The organism is Clostridium sp. OM05-6BH (genome assembly GCF_003481635.1).
Taxonomy (GTDB): domain Bacteria; phylum Bacillota; class Clostridia; order Lachnospirales; family Lachnospiraceae; genus Butyribacter.
The window spans coordinates 376,727-394,101 of the sequence record NZ_QULH01000001.1; the positions used below are offsets into that span (position 1 = coordinate 376,727).

At 43.9% G+C, this 17,375-nt stretch carries 15 protein-coding genes and 1 other annotated feature; of the genes, 1 reads left to right on the forward strand and 14 read right to left on the reverse strand.

Annotation, left to right across the window (positions count from 1 at the left end):
- Positions 1–105: 105 nt before the first annotated feature.
- From DXB73_RS01720 to DXB73_RS01740, 6 genes are all read right to left on the reverse strand, one after another.
- A complete protein-coding gene (locus DXB73_RS01720) occupies positions 106–1,554 on the reverse strand; it encodes a tetratricopeptide repeat protein (RefSeq protein ID WP_118689939.1) in 1,449 nt (482 codons plus the stop codon).
- Positions 1,551–1,724: a hypothetical protein gene (locus DXB73_RS14440; RefSeq protein WP_022024613.1), complete on the reverse strand. Its 174-nt coding sequence runs from the start codon at positions 1,722–1,724 to the stop codon at positions 1,551–1,553. The genes DXB73_RS01720 and DXB73_RS14440 overlap by 4 nt, the downstream gene beginning before the upstream one ends.
- A gap of 126 nt (positions 1,725–1,850) precedes the next feature.
- Positions 1,851–3,248 (reverse strand): FapA family protein, encoded by a 1,398-nt coding sequence (locus DXB73_RS01725; RefSeq protein ID WP_118689940.1) that lies wholly within the window; start codon positions 3,246–3,248, stop codon positions 1,851–1,853.
- Between the two features lie 190 nt (positions 3,249–3,438).
- Positions 3,439–6,084, reverse strand: a complete 2,646-nt coding sequence (locus tag DXB73_RS01730) for a valine--tRNA ligase (RefSeq protein ID WP_118689941.1) — start codon at positions 6,082–6,084, stop codon at positions 3,439–3,441.
- A gap of 111 nt (positions 6,085–6,195) precedes the next feature.
- Positions 6,196–6,414 (reverse strand) — a binding site (T-box leader).
- Between the two features lie 9 nt (positions 6,415–6,423).
- Entirely contained in the window at positions 6,424–7,845 is a 1,422-nt protein-coding gene (locus DXB73_RS01735) for a C40 family peptidase (protein ID WP_118689942.1), read from the reverse strand.
- A gap of 885 nt (positions 7,846–8,730) precedes the next feature.
- The gene (locus DXB73_RS01740) at positions 8,731–9,111 is read right to left on the reverse strand and encodes a RidA family protein (RefSeq protein ID WP_022024208.1); all 381 of its coding nucleotides are present in this window, start codon (positions 9,109–9,111) and stop codon (positions 8,731–8,733) included.
- Positions 9,112–9,224: 113 nt separating this feature from the next.
- On the opposite strand from DXB73_RS01740, the gene DXB73_RS01745 reads away from it, so the two are divergent.
- Positions 9,225–10,073, forward strand: coding sequence for a S1-like domain-containing RNA-binding protein (locus DXB73_RS01745; RefSeq protein ID WP_022024209.1), 849 nt, complete (start codon positions 9,225–9,227; stop codon positions 10,071–10,073).
- Between the two features lie 116 nt (positions 10,074–10,189).
- Here DXB73_RS01745 and DXB73_RS01750 read toward each other — a convergent pair whose 3' ends face one another.
- The 8 genes from DXB73_RS01750 to fabD form a co-directional block, all read right to left on the reverse strand.
- Positions 10,190–11,002, reverse strand: a complete 813-nt coding sequence (locus DXB73_RS01750; protein WP_118690044.1) for an acetyl-CoA carboxylase carboxyltransferase subunit alpha — start codon at positions 11,000–11,002, stop codon at positions 10,190–10,192.
- Between the two features lie 14 nt (positions 11,003–11,016).
- On the reverse strand, positions 11,017–11,883 hold the full coding sequence (gene accD, locus DXB73_RS01755) for an acetyl-CoA carboxylase, carboxyltransferase subunit beta (protein WP_022024211.1): 867 nt from the start codon (positions 11,881–11,883) through the stop codon (positions 11,017–11,019).
- Positions 11,884–11,904: 21 nt separating this feature from the next.
- The gene (locus DXB73_RS01760; RefSeq protein WP_118507010.1) at positions 11,905–13,254 is read right to left on the reverse strand and encodes an acetyl-CoA carboxylase biotin carboxylase subunit; all 1,350 of its coding nucleotides are present in this window, start codon (positions 13,252–13,254) and stop codon (positions 11,905–11,907) included.
- Between the two features lie 71 nt (positions 13,255–13,325).
- Entirely contained in the window at positions 13,326–13,745 is a 420-nt protein-coding gene (gene fabZ, locus DXB73_RS01765) for a 3-hydroxyacyl-ACP dehydratase FabZ (protein WP_118507023.1), read from the reverse strand.
- 135 nt (positions 13,746–13,880) lie between these two features.
- Positions 13,881–14,345: an acetyl-CoA carboxylase biotin carboxyl carrier protein gene (accB, locus tag DXB73_RS01770; RefSeq protein ID WP_118689943.1), complete on the reverse strand. Its 465-nt coding sequence runs from the start codon at positions 14,343–14,345 to the stop codon at positions 13,881–13,883.
- Positions 14,346–14,391: 46 nt separating this feature from the next.
- Positions 14,392–15,633 carry a beta-ketoacyl-ACP synthase II gene (gene fabF / locus DXB73_RS01775; RefSeq protein WP_118507012.1) on the reverse strand — a complete coding sequence of 414 codons (1,242 nt, stop codon included), beginning with the start codon at positions 15,631–15,633 and terminating at the stop codon, positions 14,392–14,394.
- A 38-nt stretch (positions 15,634–15,671) separates the two neighbouring features.
- The gene (gene fabG, locus DXB73_RS01780) at positions 15,672–16,400 is read right to left on the reverse strand and encodes a 3-oxoacyl-[acyl-carrier-protein] reductase (protein WP_022024216.1); all 729 of its coding nucleotides are present in this window, start codon (positions 16,398–16,400) and stop codon (positions 15,672–15,674) included.
- A 24-nt stretch (positions 16,401–16,424) separates the two neighbouring features.
- The gene (gene fabD, locus DXB73_RS01785; RefSeq protein ID WP_022024217.1) at positions 16,425–17,366 is read right to left on the reverse strand and encodes an ACP S-malonyltransferase; all 942 of its coding nucleotides are present in this window, start codon (positions 17,364–17,366) and stop codon (positions 16,425–16,427) included.
- Positions 17,367–17,375 lie beyond the last annotated feature (9 nt).

Below are 17,375 nucleotides of genomic sequence, written 5' to 3' on the forward strand. Positions count from 1 at the left end.
TAATCGCCTTCCTTCCCTTATTTTTAAACGCAAAAATCCCTGCCAGAGTATTCTTTCCTTCGTATACTCTGACAGGGAAACCTATCATTTTATCCAGTTGGTAATTTATTCGCCAAGTTCCCGCAAACGTCTCTTCGCTTCGCTGACACGCTTGGAATCCGGATAGTTATCTACAATCTTGTTGTAATAACTCTTTGCCTTCTCGACATCTGATTTCTGCTGATAACAGCGGCCCAAGAAATAAATGGCATCTGTGTTATTTTCATCAAAAGATAATGACTTCTCTAACAACTTAATGGACTTGTCATAATCTCTCTTCGAATACGAACCGGTGCCATTATAGGCATCACGTCCCTCTTCAAAATACTTCTTTGTCGCAGTCGCATAGGTTGCCTTTTTGATCTTATCATAGCAAGATTTTGCAACGTCCGAAGTCAGTCTGTCTGCATTGATCTTCACCAATTTATCCGCAGCATCAGCCTTTTTGTTTTTCTGATAGTCATCGTATGCGCCAATTAACGCATCATACACTTCCTGAACACCAGACACCTGTGTAGGATCCCCGCCCTGAAGATCCTTGATCTTGCTCTGCAGTTCCTCAACCTGAGACTGTAAAGACTTGTTTTGATCTTTTAGTGTGGACAGATCGCTGTCACTTGCCGCCTGATTTTCACTGTACTGCTTGAAGTTTTTGTTTGCATTACTTGCCAGCGTGGCACGCATATGCGGGATCACCAAAAAATACATCACAGCCAGACCGATGATCACACCAATGATAATATTAACAAATGGCATAACGGATGGCCGCTCTTCTTTGTATGGTGTGATCGTCTTGTACGCATCCATCTCCACATTTGGCAATTTTGAAGCTTTCTTCGCATTTTCCTGTTCTTTTTCTACCGCTTTCACTACAGGATCCGAAGACTTATTCTTCATATCTGAGAGTTCTTTCAGATAGCGGATCGTTGTCGTATTCGTCACATCAATCTTATGTGCAGCACGCATCAAACGATACGCTCTCGCACGGTTATCCCGACGCTCGGTCTTCATATAAAGCAATGCCAAAAGCTGGCTTGCACGTATAAAATTCGGGTTGAGATTGACAACCTTTTTGAGCTGGATGATCGCCATATCGTCATCCCCATGCTTTGCCGCCTGCAATGCTGTGTTGTACTTCTTGATCGTCTGATTGTACGTATCCAACTTGTTCGGATTAGACTGAACTTCACGAATGTACTCTTCCGCATCATTATCTTTGTCCTGATAATGTTTGCTAAGAACCCATTCACTCAGCGCAGCTACGATCTCGCCTTCCTCATAGTAGATCAAACCCAGCAGATTTCTAGCACTGGTATTTAATTTATTGAACTGAAGACTCTGTTTCAAGGAAACGATCGCACCGGATAAGTCCCGCACTTTCGCCTGGCTTAATGCCAAATTATAAAAACTGTTAGACAAGCTTACGGTTTTGCGATAACTTCGAAGCTCCTGTCCGCAATTATCACATCGATTTTTCGTAAAGGCTACCGCCACATTACATCTTGGACAATTCATCGTTCTTCCACCCACTCCTCCGGAGCTTTGTTACCTTCCATCTTACCTTTTAGGATCGTCTGCAGCAAATCCGTAACATCCGTTGTATTATTTCCATAAATTGCATCTTCTGCCTGCTCCACATCGAGACTCGGCTGAAACTTTGCTAATTCTGCCTCAAAATCAATCATACTCTACCTCCTGCTCTACTGCAATGCTATTTCTACGCAAACTTCGACATCGCATGAAAACTGCTCTCATGCCCATGTCTTACGATGTTTTCTTAATTCTTTCGTCATCCCGGCATTGACGCCCCGCTATGCTTCATCGATATGATATACGATGATCCCATTGCCTCTGCGGGCATATTCTACATGCTGCTCCAGCTCTTGTACCTGTGTTTTCATTCCATTGACGGAAATGCAGGTTCCCGGATGCACATAACGGTCAACTGTAACCTTCGCCACATTTGCCTTTTCCATTGCCAGGACAGTCGCCTGTATCTTTTTCTCTAGTTCACTAATTTCTGCATCTTTTTCTATTTTACCACGCATTAAGACACGCTTCTTCTCCATCAAAGCAGCATTTTTCGTCTGCTCCATCAGAGTATCTATGCGTTCAATCCCCTGCGCGATCCGCTCCCATTCATCCAATGCTTTTTTCTTGGACTCCGTCAGCAGATTCATCTTCGTCACAAGATTTTCCGCAACACCTGCTTCAACCTGATTTTCCACTTCAGCTACATTTCCGATATTGGTTGCCTTGATCTGCCTTTGGGCGCTGATATGACCACCTATGATGCTGCCAAATCTACCGGACACGACCACATCTTCTCCTGCCTCGATCTGACAGTTCATGATCGCATTCGCATTGACACATCCGTCCGCACAGATCGTACACTGCTCAAAAAACTTCGCGTTGACATTTCCTTTTGCCCGGATAAATCCCTTTCCATTCCCCTGCATACCATTCTTCAAGGTAATATCACGGTTTGCCTGCAAATCTGCTCCTTCCACAAATCCATCAACCAAGATGGATCCTTTCTCCGAAACAACCGATACTCCGGATCCTACATTTCCACGGATGCGAATATCTCCTCGGAAACAAATACTGCCTGTGGAATTGGTTAGATCACCCTCGACCACAAACTCCTGATCGATAAAGATCTTATCCATGGTCTCCACGATCTTACCGCTGCGATTAGCGATATAGGTACATCCATCTTCAGCACACGCAAAACCTTTTCCGAATAATCTGGCAAGATTCTTTCCCTTGCGGGCGACCAGAATATTACCATGTACATCCATACCATCCTTCGCCTCCGTCGCCGGATGATAGACGGCAATCACATCTCCTTCTTCTACGGAAGGGATATTGCCATACTGGCTGTAATCCACCGAACCGTCTTCCAATATTTTGGGTTTGTGATCCGTTTCCCGCTGAAAGGCATACTCATACCAGCCATCTTCTCCATTCACGGAAGGCGTTCCCTTCGCAACAACAACCCATTGATCATACAGCAATCCGTTTGCCAGCTGCTGAATTGTCTCCTCCTGCAGTCCACTGGTGACGCCTGCCTCACTGAGCCGATTTTTCAACAATGCTGCCGTGTAGTGACTCTCGCCTTGTTGAATCCACACACTCGCGGAAAGCTGATCCTCTGCAACCATGATCTGAATTGATTCCTGATTGTTCTCTGTCTGAAAATCTGTCACAGTCAAACGCCCCCTTCCCCCTACAAGATATGCCTTACTCTACTACGACCTGTCGTGTTACAGGCTGCTATATAAGCATTTTATCATTTTGTAAAGAGGACGCTGTACGCACTTATGTGTATACTGCCTCCTCTTTTGATTTTAGCATAAGGATTCTTATATTACAAGAAAGGGAACGATGAATTTTCTCTTACTTTTCTAAGGCTTTTAATTCCTCTTCCACTTTCGCCATCATAGCTGTGTATTTTTCAAGTTTTGCGCGTTCTTCCGCAACCTTTGCCTCCGGTGCCTTACTCATAAATTTCTCATTTCCAAGCATTCCATTGACACGCTTCAACTCGCCCTCCAACTTCTTCTTTTCTTTGGTGAGGCGCTCTTTTTCCTTGGCAAAGTCAACCAGATCAGCAAGGGGCATATACGCAGTTGCCTTATCGATCACAACAGATACTGCATTATCCTCAATACCAGTCTTGTCTGCCTGTACATGAACCTCTGATGCAGAGATCATATGCTGATATGCCGGGATCAGCTCTTCTAAAGCTGCTCCTGTCGCCTCGTCATCTGCTACGAGATATACAACTGCCTTACGGGAAGGTGCTACATTCATTTCCGTGCGGATATTTCGGATACCACGGATCAGATTTTTCATGAGTTCCGCCTTTGCTTCAGACTGCTCATCTTCCCACTCCTTGCGGTAAACCGGCCAGTTGGAGATCATGATGGATTCTTCCTCTGACTGCAATGTGCAGAAGATCTCCTCTGTGATAAACGGCATATATGGGTGCAGCAGTTTCAAGGACTGGATCAATACTGTCTTTAATGTCCAGAAAGCTGCATTTGCAGAAGCAGGATTTTCATCCTTAGCAAATAATCTTGGCTTAACAAGCTCGATGTACCAGTCACAGAACTCTGTCCATACAAAGTCATAAATCTTCTGTACTGCCACACCTAACTCATATTTCTCCATGTTCTCTGTGACATCTGCTGCCACATGATTTGCTGCAGACAAGATCCAACGGTCGATCACTTCCAGATCCTCTTTTGCCGGCTCTGTGATCACATTATCGCCTAAGTGCATCATGATGAAACGAGAAGCATTCCATACTTTATTGGCAAAGTTACGGCTTGCCTCTACACGCTCCCAGTAGAAACGCATATCATTACCCGGTGCATTGTTGGTTACCAAAGTAAAACGAAGCGCATCTGCACCATACTTATCAATGACCTCCAAAGGATCAATACCATTGCCAAGAGATTTACTCATCTTACGCCCCTGACTGTCTCTTACCAGTCCGTGGATCAATACTGTATCAAACGGCACCTTTCCGGTATGCTCCAAACCGGAGAACATCATACGCATAACCCAAAATGGAATGATATCATAACCGGTTACCAGAGTGCTTGTCGGATAGAAATAATCCATCTCTTCAGTGTTATCCGGCCATCCCAGTGTACTGAAAGGCCAAAGTGCGGAGGAGAACCAAGTATCCAGCGTGTCCGGATCCTGTCTCATTGGCTTGCCGCATTTTGGACAGTTGCAGGTATCTTCTTTCGTAACAACCATTTCACCACAATCATCGCAGTAAAATGCCGGAATCTGATGTCCCCACCAAAGCTGACGGGAAATACACCAATCACGAATATTCTCTAACCAATGAAAATAAGTCTTTTCAAAATGTGTTGGTACAAACTTTGTATCTCCATTCTTCACTGCATCAATCGCCGGCTTTGCCAGGTCTTTCATAGCAACAAACCACTGCTTTGATACTCGTGGTTCTACAGTTGTATGACAACGATAGCAGGTACCTACATTGTGCTCATGGTCTTCTACTTTCAGAAGAGCACCTTCTGCCTCCAAGTCAGCAACGATCGCTTTTCTTGCCTCATAACGATCCATACCTGCATATTTCGGATAATCTTCTACAATCTTGGCATCATCTGTCAGTACATTGATCACTTCCAGATTATGGCGAAGTCCTACCTCAAAGTCGTTCGGGTCATGTGCCGGTGTGATCTTTACAACACCTGTACCAAATTCCATATCAACATAATCATCTGCGATAATTGGGATCTGACGATGTACAATTGGAAGATCCAAAGTCTTACCCACCATATCTTTGTAACGATCATCATTTGGATTAACTGCTACTGCCGTATCACCAAGTAATGTCTCCGGACGCGTTGTCGCCAAGTCAATATAACCGGTTCCGTCCGTTGTCTTATAACGCAAATGCCAAAAATGACCTGCCTGATCCTCATACTCAACCTCTGCATCAGAAATAGAAGTCAGACATTTTGGACACCAGTTTATGATACGCTCTCCACGGTAGATCAAGTCTTTGTTATATAACTTTACAAACACTTCTTTTACTGCCTTAGAGCATCCCTCATCCATCGTAAAGCGTTCTCTATCCCAATCACAGGAAGAGCCGATCTTCTTGAGCTGTTCTACAATGCGGCCACCGTACTGCTTCTTCCAGTCCCAAACATGCTCCAGAAACTTTTCTCTTCCAATATCTTCTTTGCTGATTCCCTCGGCACGCAGCTTTTCTACAACTTTTGCCTCTGTAGCGATCGAAGCATGATCGGTACCCGGTACCCAAAGAGCCTCATATCCCTGCATTCTCTTGAAACGGATCAAAATATCCTGCAGTGTATTATCCAGGGCATGTCCCATATGAAGCTGTCCTGTGATATTTGGAGGTGGCATAACGATCGTGAATGGTTTCTTGTCACGATCTACCTCCGCATGAAAATACTTCTTTGCAATCCACTTGTCATACGTTCTCTGCTCAATATCCGCAGGATTGTAATTTTTTTCCAACTCTTTTGCCATAATCTTTTTCCTTTCTCTTAACATACAACACTTGCATCCTCGCGGAGCGTTTATTGCTTTATAGGAAACGAGAGGTTTCCTATAAAGTAAAAAACGCCCTCTGCACATAGTGCAAAGGGCGATTATACGCGGTACCACCTTTGATCGCAATGTAAAAATCACATTACCTCTTGCATCGATAACGAGATGAACCGATGTCTCTTACTATCTGTTCAGAGACATGACTCCGAAGCTACCTTCTGCTTTCGTTCTATTCAAATGGTCTTTCAGCCAATGAACCATTCTCTCTGTGAACTCCGAAAACGTACTCCTCTTCTTCAACGTCATTATACCTAATGATCAACCAATAATTCTACGAGCGCCGCAAGGCTTTCTGTAGTACATATTGGAAATCTTAATACCATCACTTGGGTTGCTGGCGTGTACTACACGTCCACCACCGATATACATTGCCACATGACCGATACGACTACCGTTACGATAGAAGATCAAATCTCCCGGCTGTACGTTCGACAGGCTTACCTTAGAACCACATCCTGACTGTGCTGCTGCACTATGTGGAAGACTATATCCAAACTGTGCATAAACACTCATTGTAAATCCGGAACAATCAGTTCCTCTAGTCAAACTGGATCCACCATATACATATGGGTTACCAACAAAGTTCTGTGCATAGCTTGCAACTTCTGAACCATTGCCGCTTCCCGTATATGAACTATAGCTCTTAGATGAACTGCTCTTCTTGCTGGAGGAGCTGCTCTTTCTGCTAGATGAACTGCTCTTTCTGCTGGAAGAACTTCTTCTTGTTACAGAACTGCTGCTCTTTCTGCTAGATGAACTGCTTCTATTGCTAGAAGATGAGCTGCCGGAAGAGCTTGAAGATGAACTGGAAGAACTGCTTGCAGACTGCTGACGCGCACGCTCTGCTGCCAATGCTGCCAAACGCTCCTGCTCTGCCTTCTCTGCTCTTGCTTTTCTTCTTGCCTCAGCCTTCTCTTCTGCAATGGATACTGCTTTCTTGAAGTTCGCATGAAGACAAACAAACTCTCTCGCTACGAAACCATCCTCACCATCGATAGAGATCTTAACCCAATCCTTACCGATCTTGACAACTTCATAATTTTCATCTTCCGGGATCTGTGTCATGATCGTAGAAGAAGTATTTGGCTTCGTACGAACATTTAATGTAACGGTTCCCGGTTTTACCTTCGCATAATATTTACCATACTTAGCAGCAAGCTTCTGTGCTTTAATACCTGTTGCCAAATATTCACTCTTAATGTAACCTGTCACCTTACCGGACTCAATCTTAGCCCAGCCATTCTTATTAGACAGTACCTTTGCTGCGCATCCTTCATACAGCTTTCCAAGGATCTTGGAATCTGTATTCGGTTTCTTACGAACATTCACATAATCATCTGCAATGGAGATCGCTGTATCGACAAACTGTTTTGTAACATGTGGTGTCGGTACCGGCGTTGCCGTTGGTGCTGTTGTCGCTGCAGGTGTCACAGCTGCCTGTGTTGCTACAGGTGACGCAGTCGCTGCCGGCGCCTCAGTTGCATCAATATTTTCTTCCTGTTCCTCTTCATTATAAACGTCTGCATAATGCTTGTCCAAAGAAAGAGAAAGTCCTGCCATCTCTGTCTCTTTACACATGGTTGCAGCATTCGTATCTACTCTTACTGAACCTGCCGCTAATGCAAGTGTCAGTGCCGTTCCACAAACCGCGGCTGTCTTGACCCAATGTGTCTTAATCATAAAAGCCTCCAAACTGTAAACAATCCTTTGTAATCTATTCTAAGTTTCTTCAAGCACTTATTCATGTAATAATTATTACAAATTTATTACATAACAGTTGTCATTATAACAACCTAAATTCATCTTGTCAATAGTTCTACAAAAGAATACGAATGGAATTTACACGTATTTCCAGTATCTTCCACTGATAAGATGGCTTTTTCACTCATCCCAAATTGTTACATTTTGTTACAATTTGCATTCTACTCTTATAGTCCACATTCATATTTCTCCCATTTTCCATAAATCCGAAAAACACTTTACACAGACATCCCGGTCATATTCTTAACGCAAACTTCCCATACCCCAACTCTCCCACAACCACATATTGCTTATTATGTCACTAAAACAATAACTATTTTGCAGCCGATAAAGCAAATTATTCTGCCATCAAAAACTAAGACAATTGCTGCAGTATGCAAAGTTTTTTTGTGATTTCTTATTTTGTTAAGTCTCTGATGAATACATGCCTGAAGGTATGTCTGAGATGTCCCGGAAGCAAGGTATCATCCATTTTTGGACGGGACGCTTTCGCTACGATGCGCTACGTTACGTTACTTAATGTCTCTGAAATACGAGACATAAGTAACGACGAGCGCAAAGTCCCTTTCAAAAATGATGAATACCTTGCTTCCGGGACTTCGAGTTGCCGAAAGGCATGTAAATCAATCATCAGAGACAACAAAATTTAGAAATCACAGTAAAAACTAATTGCAACAAGGCAATTGCTATAGTTTCTTGATGGCAGATTTCACTGTATGGTGGCTGCAAAATATGATAAAAACATCGACATAATAAGCAATATGTGGTTCGAGCAATAACTTCCGGTATGGGAAGCTCGTTTTGTTAGTTTTTAACGGCAACAGCCTCGATCTCGATTGCTACGTCCTTTGGCAGTCTGGCAACCTGAACACAGGATCGTGCCGGATATGGCTCTTTGAAATGTTTCGCATATACTTCATTGATCTTTCCAAAGTCATCCATGTTGCTGATAAACACAACCGTCTTAACAGCCTTCTCTATAGAAGAACCGGATGCTGCTAACAGTGCTTCCAAATTAGATATTGCCTGCTCTGCCTGTGCTTCCACACTACCGGTAACTAACTCCCCTGTTGAAGGATCGATCGGGATCATGCCGGATGTGTAGATCATACCATTGACCTCGATTGCCTGAGAATACGGTCCAATTGCCGCAGGTGCCTTATCTGTACTAATTACATTTGCCATAATAAAAACCTCCAATTATCATTTTTTACATGGTAACACTATTTAATGAATTGTACTAGCATTTTTTTGCAGATAACAGTATACTGAAAGTATTAAATTCATGGAGGATAATTATGACCAGTAAAATAGAACTTGGAAAATTTCAAGAATTGATCGTTGTCAAGCAGACCGACTTTGGTGTGTTCCTCAATACCCCGACAGGAGCTGAGCAGGACAAGATCCTTCTTCCAAAAGCCCATGTACCACAAGGCACACAGCTTAAAGATGTACTAAATGTATTTGTGTATAAAGATTCCGAAGACAGACCAATTGCAACAACCTTAGAGCCGGATATTACCTTAGGCGGTGTTGCAAGACTCTATGTAAAAGAAGTAACTCCGATCGGCGCTTTTTTGGAATGGGGATTGAGTAAAGATCTGTTTCTTCCTTTTAAGGAGCAATTGTATCCGGTCAAAGAGGGCGATGCCGTATTAGTCACCCTTTATATTGATAAAAGCGACCGTCTCTGTGCTTCTATGAAAGTTTATGAATCACTGCGCAGCGATTCTTCTTATCAAAAAGACGACGAAGTATTTGGACGCGTCTATGAGATCAGCGAGAATTTTGGCGTGTTTATCGCTGTAGATGATATGTACTCTGCTCTGTTACCACACAAAGAAGTCTTTGAAACCTACCGCATCAATCAACCGGTATATGCACGCGTTGCACAGGTGTTAGAAGATGGCAGACTGACGTTAAGCGTCCGCAAAAAGATTCCTGAGCAAATGAATGAAGATGCGGAAGTGATCTACGATTGTCTGGAAACGGCAGGCGGATTCCTTCCTTATCACGACAAAAGTGATCCTGAAGTCATCAAGCGTGAATTTCATATGAGCAAAAATGCATTTAAGCGAGCCATTGGCCATCTCCAAAAAGCCGGCAGGATTAAGATTGAATCAAACGGTATACGTATGCTTTCCTAAGCCATACAGAATACTATTGCAATTATAAAACCTATATATTGACACACCAAGATATACAAAAAGCCGCCCGGTCCATATCATTTTGATATGTCCGGACGGTTTTATTGTTTGCATTATTATTGTTCAAATTCCCCATATTGACGGAATCGCTGATAACGTTTTTCCAGCAACTCTTCTACAGGTGTAGATTGCAATTTAGGCAACGTCTCTGCCAACGCCTTGGCAATCTGGTCTGTCGTGTAAGGCAGATCCTTTTCGATGCCATTTGGCGACTCTGTAAATTTGCGATCTATCACGTTGTTTTGCAGCAAATGATCTGCTGTCATGCGCATTAGCTCTGCAGCTTCATCGACTCTGGAAGGATCTCTCCATAATATACTGGCAAAGCCCTCCGGTGATAACACCGAATACATACCATGCTCCAGCATCCACACCGTATCTCCAACTGCAAGTGCAAGTGCACCGCCGCTACCGCCTTCTCCCACAAAGATACTGATGATCGGCGTTTTAAGACGCGACATTTCCATAAGATTCCGCGCGATCGCCTCACCCTGTCCACGTTCTTCTGCACCAATACCGCAGTATGCACCCGCCGTGTTGATCAACGTGATGACCGGACGATGAAACTTTTCTGCCTGTTTCATTAATCGAAGTGCTTTGCGGTATCCTTCCGGATTTGGCTGACCAAAATTACAGGCAACGTTCTCCTCGAGAGTATGCCCTTTCTGAATACCGATCACCGTAACCGGTTCTCCCCGAAAAGATGCAATGCCTCCAACGATCGCTCCATCATCAGCATAATAACGATCCCCATGAAATTCCATAAATTCATCAAATAATTGATCAATAAATTCTCTTGCCGTTGGACGCTTTATATTTCTAGCTATGGATACTGTTTTCATTGTATCACTTACCGTATTGCTGCTCATGCTGCCTACCTCCATTATTTTCGACTATGAAGTTTTAAGATCCTTCCCAACTCTTCCCGCATTTTTTCGCGATGAACAATGCGGTCCACAAAACCATTTTTAAGTTGAAATTCTGCCCTCTGAAATCCCTCCGGCAATTTCTGATGGATCGTCCCTTGGATCACACGCTGTCCGGCAAATCCGATCAAAGCTTTCGGTTCAGCCAATATAATGTCTCCTAACATTGCAAAGCTTGCCGTCACGCCACCAGTTGTCGGATCTGTCAGTACTGTGACATATAATAATCCCGCTGCATCATGCCGTCCCAACGCTTCCGATACTTTTGCCATCTGCATCAGAGAGATGATCCCCTCCTGCATTCTGGCGCCACCGGACGTCGTAAAAATAATGATCGGCAGTTCGTGTGCTGTCGCGTATTCCACTGCTCTAGTTACCTTTTCACCAACCACAGACCCCATACTCCCCATCATAAAATGGCTGTCCATAATGGCAATAACTGTGTCGTGTCCTTCTATCTGACAACGTCCTGTAACAACTCCCTCGGTGATCTGTGCCTTTTTTTGTGCTTTCTCGATCACCTTATCATAATCCGGATATCCCATCGGATTTTTAGGATGCATCGCAGCATCAAATTCTTCAAAGGTCCCCTCGTCGCAGGTGATCGCAATACGTTCCTTTGGACTCATTCGAAAATGTGCTTCGCAATTCGGGCAAAGTTTATATTTTGTCACCTCTTTTTTGTATATAATATTTTTACAGGAATTACACTTGATCCACATTCCATCCGGAATTGACGGTTCTTTGGACTTCATCCGTCTTTCCGGTCTGCGTGTCTCCGGTTTTTCCAGAGAAATATAATTTTTCTTTCCAAATAAATTCATCCTGCTCCTCCATGCATTACACTACTGCTGCAATAAATTATCTTCCAAAAACGAAGTATCAAACTGTCCTGCCAAATAATCCGGGTTATTTAAGATGCGGCTCTGAAATTCAATATTCGTATCAATGCCATTGATAATAAACTCATACAGGGCCCGATTCATTTTAGCGATCGCTTCCTCTCGATCCCTGCCATGGGCGATCACCTTTGCAATCATAGAATCATAAAACGGTGGGATTTCATATCCTTCATAAATTGCCGTATCCACACGAATACCTAAGCCACCGCTTGGCAGCATCAGATAGTCAACAAGCCCCGGGCATGGTGCAAATCCTCGATCCGGATTCTCCGCATTGATTCGACATTCTATAGCATGCCCTGTAATATGAATATCCGATTGTTCATATGATAACTTCTCCCCGGCTGCCACGCGGATCTGTTCTTTCACAATATCAACTCCCGTGATCATCTCCGTGATCGGATGTTCCACCTGAATTCTGGTATTCATCTCCATAAAGTAATACTGTCCGGAATGATCATACAAAAATTCAATTGTTCCTGCACTTTCGTATCCTGCCGCCTTTGCAGCAAGGACCGCAGATTTACACATCTTTTCTCTGGTCTCTTCGGACAATACCGGAGACGGTGCTTCTTCTAATACTTTTTGATTTTTGCGCTGCAATGAACAGTCTCTCTCTCCCAAATGGATCACATTACCAAAATGATCGCCAAGCACCTGCACTTCAATATGTCTGGCATGTTCGATCACTTTTTCCATATACATCTGATCGTCACCAAAAGCTGCTTTCGTCTCGCTTTGTGCTGCCTCAAATGCCTGATCCAGTTCATCTTCAGTACGCACGATGCGGATTCCCTTGCCGCCACCGCCGGCAGATGCCTTGACCATAACCGGATATCCCAGCTTTCCTGCCACCTCGTGCGCCTGCTCTCTGTCAGCAACAACACCATCGCTTCCCGGAATAACCGGTACGCCGGCACGGATCATCATTTCTCTTGCATTGGATTTATTGCCCAATGCATCAATAACCGATGGCGCCGGACCTATAAACTTAATATTACATTCTTCGCACATTGCCGCAAATGTACTGTTCTCTGACAGAAAACCAAATCCCGGATGAATTGCCTGCGCCTTAGTCTCTACAGCAGCCGTAATGATATTTGGCATATTTATATAACTGTCTGCCGCCTTGGCAGAACCGATACATACTGCTTCATCTGCAAGCTGCGTATGCAATGCCTCCCTGTCAGGCTCCGAAAAAACAGCAACTGTTTTGATGCCCATTTCCCGACAGGCACGAATTATCCGCACCGCAATCTCTCCTCTGTTTGCGATCAATATCTTATCAAACATCTGCTCCTCCAATCACTCAACATTTCTACGATCTATTATCCGAGTTTTGATCCATTCTCTCTGTCGAACTATCAGCCAATCATAAAAATAATTTCTGCCTGTGCAGCAACCTTGTCACCAACATATGCAGTTCCAACACCTATTCCGGCATTACGTTTTAATTTTTCAATGGAAACTTCCAAACGAAGTACATCTCCAGGTACAACTTTCTTTTTGAACTTTGCATTTTTAATGCCGCCAAAATATGCCGTCTTACCCTTAAATTCATCCATAGACAAAATAGCTACCGCTCCGGCCTGCGCCATTGCTTCCACGATCAACACACCCGGCATCACCGGTTCCTGCGGAAAATGTCCTGCAAAAAATGGTTCATTATAGGAAACATTTTTGGTCGCAATAACTTTTTCACCTTCCACGATTTCTTCAACCCGATCGATCAGCAAAAACGGCTGACGATGTGGGATGATACTCATAATTTCTTTGATATCCATACCCATATTAATTTACATTCCTTTCTAAACCTGCGGACTCAACAAGTGTCTTCCCTTTTTATCCACAGGTATATCTTTCAGATTCCGATACACAACGTCTGCTTAACAGCAGACCATCGCCCGATATTGGTATTGCTATTTCACACGGAATAATTCCTGTCCAAACTCAACAAACTGTGCATCTTCCACTAAAATTTCTGTGATTGTTCCATCCACTTCGCTTATGACTTCATTCATAAATTTCATAGCCTCTATGATACATACGACATCGCCTTTTGCAATCGTATCCCCCACCTTCACAAAAGGTGGTTGATCCGGTGCACTTGCTCGATAAAACGTACCTACGATCGGAGCTGTCACGATCTTATCTCCGGCTGCAGGCTCGGTCTTCCCGGTTTCGACTGTAGTCGGTGCTGCATCTGTGACAGGATTCTCAACTTTTACTGCTGTCTGTACCATCTGTGCTTCTGGACTTTCCTCGACTGCATTTGCCATACCGCGTCCTAATTTTACGGAGGCATCTCCTAAAGTTACTTCCATATTATTTAAATCTGAGTGTTCAAATATCTGAATCAACTCTTTGATCTGATCATACTGCATTGTGTTACCATCCCTTTCTTAACCATCTGTTGTCACTGTCTGTACACTACTCATCCCACTTCTTAAAGCAGAGAACTCCATTGTGTCCGCCAAATCCCAAAGAATTAGACAATGCATACTGTGCCTCTGGTACTACTCTTCCCTCATTTGGAATATAATCCAGATCACATTCTTCATCCGGTGTATGATAATTGATCGTCGGCGGCAGGAATCCTTCCTCCAATGCTTTCACACAAGCAATTGCCTCGATAGCACCTGCTGCACCAAGCAAATGTCCTGTCATAGATTTGGTAGAGCTGACCGCAACTTTTGCTGCCGCATCCCCCAATGCCAGCTTGATCGCTGCCGTTTCTCCGGCATCATTAGCATGGGTACTTGTTCCATGTGCATTAATATAATCCACCTGCTCCGGCGTAATCCCTGCCTCATCCATTGCTAATCTTATCGCTCTCGCAGCTCCATCGCCATCCGGACAAGGTGCTGTCATATGATAGGCATCTCCTGTAGCGCCATAACCTACTATTTCACCGTAAATCTTAGCTCCTCTTGCTTTAGCATGTTCCAGTTCTTCCAAAATGAGTATTCCGGATCCGTCTCCCATGACAAAACCATTTCGGTCTTTGTCAAACGGTTTACAGGCATCTTTTGGATCTTCCGTCGTAGAAAGTGCTGTCAAGTTCGTAAATCCAGCCACACCGATCTCACTGATCGACGCCTCAGCACCGCCGGCAATACAAGCATCCAGATAGCCATGCTTAATATCCCTAAATGCAGTGCCAATGCAATTTGTTCCTGTTGCGCACGCAGTGACAATATTTTCACATACTCCCTTAGCTCCCAAACGGATCGCAATATTACCAGCCGCCATATTACTGATCGTCATCGGAATAAACAAAGGAGACACACGAGAAGGTCCTTTTTCGTGCAAACGAATCACCTGCTCCTGCATTGTCATCAGGCCGCCAATACCGGAACCTACGATCACACCGACCTTAGCCGCATCCTCTTTCTCCATATCTAATCCGCTATCATCAAATGCCTGAACAGCTGCAGCCAGTGCATACACAGCATATGGGTCATTTCTCTTTACATCCTTCTTACTCATATACAGTTCCGGATCAAAGTCTTTTACTTCAGCACCAACCTTAACCTTAAAATCCGTCGTATCGAACTTTTGAATCAGATCAATGCCACATTTGCCATTTTTTAATCCTTCCCAAAATGTATCTACCGTACATCCAAGCGGGGTGACCGCTCCCATACCTGTTACTACTACTCTTCTATCCATCTCTAAATCATACCTTTCCAAGTCTTGATCACTATAGGTTACATGCACATTCCGCCATCAACATGGAGTACCTGACCGGTAATGTACGTATTTTTTGCCAAAAATACTGCTGCTTGCGCAATATCATCCACCTGACCGTAACGTTTAAGTGGAATTGTTTCCAGCATCTGCTTCTGCAGATCTTCTGAAAGTGCAGCCGTCATATCCGTCTCCACGAATCCCGGTGCGATTGCATTACATGTCACGCCACGTGCAGCCAACTCTTTCGCAGTTGACTTCGTCAGTCCGATAATTCCGGCTTTCGATGCCGCATAGTTAGCCTGTCCAACATTGCCCATAACTCCGACAACGGAAGACATGTTGATGATAGCTCCACTCCGTTGCTTCAGCATGATACTGCTGGCATGTCGGATCATATTAAACGTACCTTTCAAGTTTGTCTGAATAACACTATCAAACTGTTCTTCTGTCATACGCATTAATAACATATCTTTTGTAATACCGGCATTGTTGACCAGTATGTCCACAGAACCAAGCTCTTTTTTGACTTTTTTCATCATATCTGCCGCAAAGGCAAAGTCACTCACATCGCCTTGAACCGGCATACAAGTCACTCCACATGCTTCAATCTCCTGTACCGTTTCATCATCTAAGCTGCTGTGATAATTCAATACAATATTGCAGCCTTCCTTCGCAAATGCAAGTGCAATTGCTTTTCCAATACCTTTCGCTGCTCCTGTAACTACTGCTGTCTTTCCCTGTAACATGTTTACCATACCTTTCTGTGTGATTCACACACTGTCATGAAGTTTATTCATGGTTTTCTGCAAGGATATGCTATCCTCAACATTCACATTTACAACGCCTTTCAAAGTACGTTTCACAAAACCATTCAAAGTTTTGCCCGGTCCCAGCTCGATAAAAGTATCTGCACCTTCTGCCGCCATATTACGGATGATCTGTTCCCAGCGAACCGGACTAACGATCTGTTTTTTCAAAATAGGGATAATATCCTGTTCAGAAGCCACTTTCGAAGCATCTACGTTTGTATAGACCGGCATTTTCATCGGTGAAATGTGCATCTTGTCCAATTCCGGACCAAGCTTTTCTGCTGCCGGCTGAAGTAATTCCGTATGGAACGGACCACTGACTTTCAGAGGCACTGTTAGTTTTGCGCCTTTCTCTTTCGCCAATGCTGCAGCTCTCTTCGCTGCCTGCGCATGTCCGGCGATCACGATCTGACCCGGTGCATTGTAATTAGCCGGAACCGCTAAGCCATCGCCCTCTGCAGTTGCTTCTGCACAAGCTTCTTCTACTAATGCTGTATCTAATCCAATAATAGCATACATTGCTCCCTCTCCTGAAGGAACTGCTTCTGCCATGAACTTTCCTCTTTTTTGTACCAGTGCAACCGCCTCTTCGAAGTCCATTGCTTCACTGGCAACATACGCAGAATATTCACCCAGGCTCAAACCTGCTGTCATATCTGCACGAACTCCCTCTTCTTCCAACACCTTCATCGCTGCAATACTCATTGTCAGGATGGCAGGCTGCGCAAACTCTGTCTCGCCTAATTTCTGTTCATCTTCAAAACAAATATCCTTAATGGAATAACCAAGTACATTATCTGCCCGGTCAAAAATTTCTTTTGCCACCGGATAATTTTTATACAAATCCTTGCCCATGCCAGCATACTGTGCGCCCTGGCCACTAAACATAAATACTGTTTTCATGTCTTCCTC

Bases quoted from the DNA above. Each gene is read 5' to 3' on its own strand.
- DXB73_RS01720 (WP_118689939.1), bottom strand. From the start codon at position 1,554: ATGAATTGTCCAAGATGTAATGTGGCGGTAGCCTTTACGAAAAATCGA.
- DXB73_RS14440 (WP_022024613.1), bottom strand. From the start codon at position 1,724: ATGATTGATTTTGAGGCAGAATTAGCAAAGTTTCAGCCGAGTCTCGAT.
- DXB73_RS01730 (WP_118689941.1), bottom strand. From the start codon at position 6,084: ATGGCAAAAGAGTTGGAAAAAAATTACAATCCTGCGGATATTGAGCAG.
- DXB73_RS01735 (WP_118689942.1), bottom strand. From the start codon at position 7,845: ATGATTAAGACACATTGGGTCAAGACAGCCGCGGTTTGTGGAACGGCA.
- DXB73_RS01740 (WP_022024208.1), bottom strand. From the start codon at position 9,111: ATGGCAAATGTAATTAGTACAGATAAGGCACCTGCGGCAATTGGACCG.
- DXB73_RS01745 (WP_022024209.1), top strand. From the start codon at position 9,225: ATGACCAGTAAAATAGAACTTGGAAAATTTCAAGAATTGATCGTTGTC.
- DXB73_RS01750 (WP_118690044.1), bottom strand. From the start codon at position 11,002: ATGAGCAGCAATACGGTAAGTGATACAATGAAAACAGTATCCATAGCT.
- accD (WP_022024211.1), bottom strand. From the start codon at position 11,883: ATGAATTTATTTGGAAAGAAAAATTATATTTCTCTGGAAAAACCGGAG.
- DXB73_RS01760 (WP_118507010.1), bottom strand. From the start codon at position 13,254: ATGTTTGATAAGATATTGATCGCAAACAGAGGAGAGATTGCGGTGCGG.
- fabZ (WP_118507023.1), bottom strand. From the start codon at position 13,745: ATGGATATCAAAGAAATTATGAGTATCATCCCACATCGTCAGCCGTTT.
- accB (WP_118689943.1), bottom strand. From the start codon at position 14,345: ATGCAGTATGATCAGATCAAAGAGTTGATTCAGATATTTGAACACTCA.
- fabF (WP_118507012.1), bottom strand. From the start codon at position 15,633: ATGGATAGAAGAGTAGTAGTAACAGGTATGGGAGCGGTCACCCCGCTT.
- fabG (WP_022024216.1), bottom strand. From the start codon at position 16,400: ATGTTACAGGGAAAGACAGCAGTAGTTACAGGAGCAGCGAAAGGTATT.
- fabD (WP_022024217.1), bottom strand. From the start codon at position 17,366: ATGAAAACAGTATTTATGTTTAGTGGCCAGGGCGCACAGTATGCTGGC.